Raw genomic sequence first — 3,310 nt, forward strand, 5'->3', positions numbered from 1 at the left:
CTCAAGGTTACGCTTCTTGATTGCTGTGCTCATCGCACCACACCCTGAAAGGGCCAGAGTGGAACTGACCAGTGCAACCATCATCAATTTTTTTGTTTTCATCCAAAATATCCTTTTAACTAACAGACTCTTTTTTGAACAGTCCTATTACTGAGGCAATAGCTGAGAGATTATAACGATTTATATCTATGGTATACACCAAGAAAAATAATATGAATGTAATCATTAGTGCAAAAACATATAAGATAGAATGCATAAACGAAACCATAGAAAAAACAATCAAAAACAACAAAATATATGTCTTACTCTTAGAATACATAAAATTTATTATTTTTGAATCCTTTCTGAAACTATCAGGAATCGCAAGGTATAACATCATTCCATTTGTAATAGCCACAAAAAGCAGGAACCCCATCATTACACTAGCACATATATCAAAGCCAACATCCCTGACATCACTTTTAACCGATACTAAACGCAGAAAAGTTGGCCATAATAAAATCCATAAAAACACATAAGTTCCCGGCTTTATGACTTGTAATAATGATGGGATATTAACACCCTCTACAGAGAGTACCTCCTTTAGTTTTTGCATCTCCATTTTTATATCATAGTGAGTGATCATAATGGCCCCTTCAATCGTTCTTTCTTATCATCCACCATCTGTTTTAATGCATCTTCAGACGGTGTTGGCATTAATTTCTGTCGTTTATTTTCTTCATTATATCTGTTGTTTTGTTGAATTTCTTCCTGTTTGTGATTATTTTTTAACTCTGAATATTGTCTGTCTACAATATTTTCTTCGCCATGAATACTATTCTGAGTATCTCCGATATTCCCTTTATATTCTGTGACCATATTATCAACCTGATGTTTTACATCATTACGGATATTACTGTCCTGCGTTCTTTGATCAATAATGGCCTGATGCCCCTGATGGTCAGCAATAATATCCTGGCTGCCACCACCCGAAGGTACGCTCTCCATTCCTTTACCAATATCCCCACGGGATTCACGCCAGGCATTATCAACACCAGGCTGCACCTGTTCCTGAACAAAAGACCATGCCATCGCCCGACGGCGTTCTGCAATCTCCGGTGAACTGGTGTTTGTCAGAATAGCTTCGGCATCCTGCGGTGCGTGTTTCATCACATACAGTGCAAACTGTTGCGACAAATCTTCGCTCATCTGCCCACTCATGCTTTCAGTACGGGATGCCATTTCAGCATATTCATGGCTGCGGGTCATATTCGTCGTGTACTGGTCGTAACTCTGTTTCGCTGAGTTCAGGGCTGCAGACAACTGGTCCACGCGGGAATCGGCATTATTGTCAGTATGGCTGCCGGATTCACTGACTTTGCGACTGGTAAAGTAATCGCTGGCCTCTTTAAAGTCCTTACTGGCTTTAGCATCGATATCATGGCGAGCATCATGGGTAGCCCTGCTGCCACTACTTGCTGAATGTGAGTCATCATCCGTTGCATCCAGGCTCCCCTTAAATCCACCTCTGATGCCTACCCCACCACCAACACCAAGAATTTTAGGTTTAACCCCCCATTCAGCATGAGCATCAGCATACATTCCACCAGATAGCCTGGTACTTGTTGATGCCAGTTCCTGAGTCGCCTGCTCATTACTGATATTATGCGCCTTCGCATAGCTTTCCACTGCACTGCGCATACGGCTGGCCATCATGGAGTCCTGTGCACTCATCGTGCTGTCAGCACCACCGGTGACAGAATCACTGCTCCCCCGGTTAGAACCAAACTGACTGAGCGTGTTCCAGGCACTGGCAATACTGCTGCTGAACCCATGCAGGGCACTTTCTGCTCTGTTCGATGCTTCCCGGGCCATTTCCTGTTGTGCCGCCGCAATCTGACGCGTTGCATTGATGCCGACCGGTAACCGGGACATCGCTCCGCTTGCATCCATCACCATATTACCGTCACGGGTCTGTGTGGCGGTTGCGCCACTGCCGGTCTGGTACATCATCTGACCAAACGACGTGGTGCTGTTGGTGCTCCAGCTGAAGCCGTTAACGTTCTCCGTCTGCATGTTGCCGTAGGAGTAATTACCGTCAACCACACTGCCTGCTGCACTGGCGGTCGGGCTGATAGCAGAGGAAGCGAAATGGCTGTACACACTGGAAAATCCTGCCCCGAGCCCCCTGACCATCATCCAGGATAATGGCGGGATCATCATGGAAAGATACCCGGCAGTGGAAGCCAGATCGGAGTATTTCAGCTGTATCTGTGAAATTTCCGAGAGCACCACCGGTGCACCATTCTGCTTTGCATAAAATGTCATGGCGCTGTTCAGAATGGCGTACAACATTGGCCATGACTGCAACCACATCAGGGCAAACACATAGCCTTTCAGGACGGACAGCGTCAGTTTGTTGAAGACAGCCGCCAGTACCAGGAGCGGGAAAATACCGATGGCGATCCCCGTCAGGATGGTCTGCGTCATGGGCAGTGTCCGCATCGCCACATGACCGATTGATACATGTGCCAGACGTTGTTTCTCCATCGATGACGTGGTGGCCAGATTCACCAGGCTGGCCGAATCACCATTACGTGCGGCATAACTGGTGATCCCCTCCTTCAGCGCATTGATGGTGACATTCTGGCGGATGATCTGGCTGGCTGATTTACTTGAGCCATAGAAGTAACTGTAACTGTCGCCAATCAGCGTACTGAACAGCAGGTTAGGATCAGGGCGTCCGCCAAATAGCTGCTGGGCATAATAATGCCAGGTTTTTCCGCCACTCTGTGTGTCCAGATTCAGCTTGTCTTTCAGCGAAACCGACGCGTCCTTACAGGTTACGAAATTATTATTGCTGTCATAAACGCCCCGCAGCGGGCTGGGGCGGGAAAAAATCAGCGTGTAGGGATCAGCGGAGGCCATCAGCTCCTCCAGCGTATATTTGTGGTTCAGGTAAATATCCCCCATCACGCAGTTCTGCACATAATCCTGGAAAAGATTGGTGATTTCCGGATTCCGGGACAAAAAGTCGGTGCTTTTTGATACCAGTTCTGCGCCAAACAGCATCCCCGTTTTGCTGTAGGTGACACTGTCCGGTTGCGTGAAGATCATCTCGTAACTGGCCACCATTGCATGCCCGATACGGGTCGTCAGTGAAAGTGGCATCGCCAGTCCGACCGGCACATTATCCACCCGGTGAACTTTGACCAGGTCACTGTTATCAATAACCTGCACCGATGTGCGGACATTAACCAGCAGGCTGATAAGCACAAACACGGCCACCCAGCCCAGCAAATCCATCACGTTGTGCCGCTGTACCCACATC

At 47.5% G+C, this 3,310-nt stretch carries 2 protein-coding genes and 1 pseudogene; all 3 read right to left on the minus strand.

Annotation, left to right across the window (positions count from 1 at the left end; all coding sequences use genetic code 11):
- Positions 1-102: pseudogene (locus tag FTE26_RS07075) on the minus strand (complement resistance protein TraT); the annotation flags it as partial.
- Between the two features lie 13 nt (positions 103-115).
- On the minus strand, positions 116-625 hold the full coding sequence (gene traS, locus FTE26_RS07080; protein WP_031943494.1) for a conjugal transfer entry exclusion protein TraS: 510 nt from the start codon (positions 623-625) through the stop codon (positions 116-118).
- Positions 622-3,310 (minus strand): conjugal transfer mating-pair stabilization protein TraG (gene traG, locus FTE26_RS07085; protein ID WP_272457525.1); only part of this gene is annotated, 2,689 nt, incomplete at its 5' end. The genes traS and traG, both read right to left, overlap by 4 nt.

Source organism: Escherichia sp. S10b, from assembly GCF_028421345.1.
Lineage (GTDB): Bacteria > Pseudomonadota > Gammaproteobacteria > Enterobacterales > Enterobacteriaceae > ECMA0423.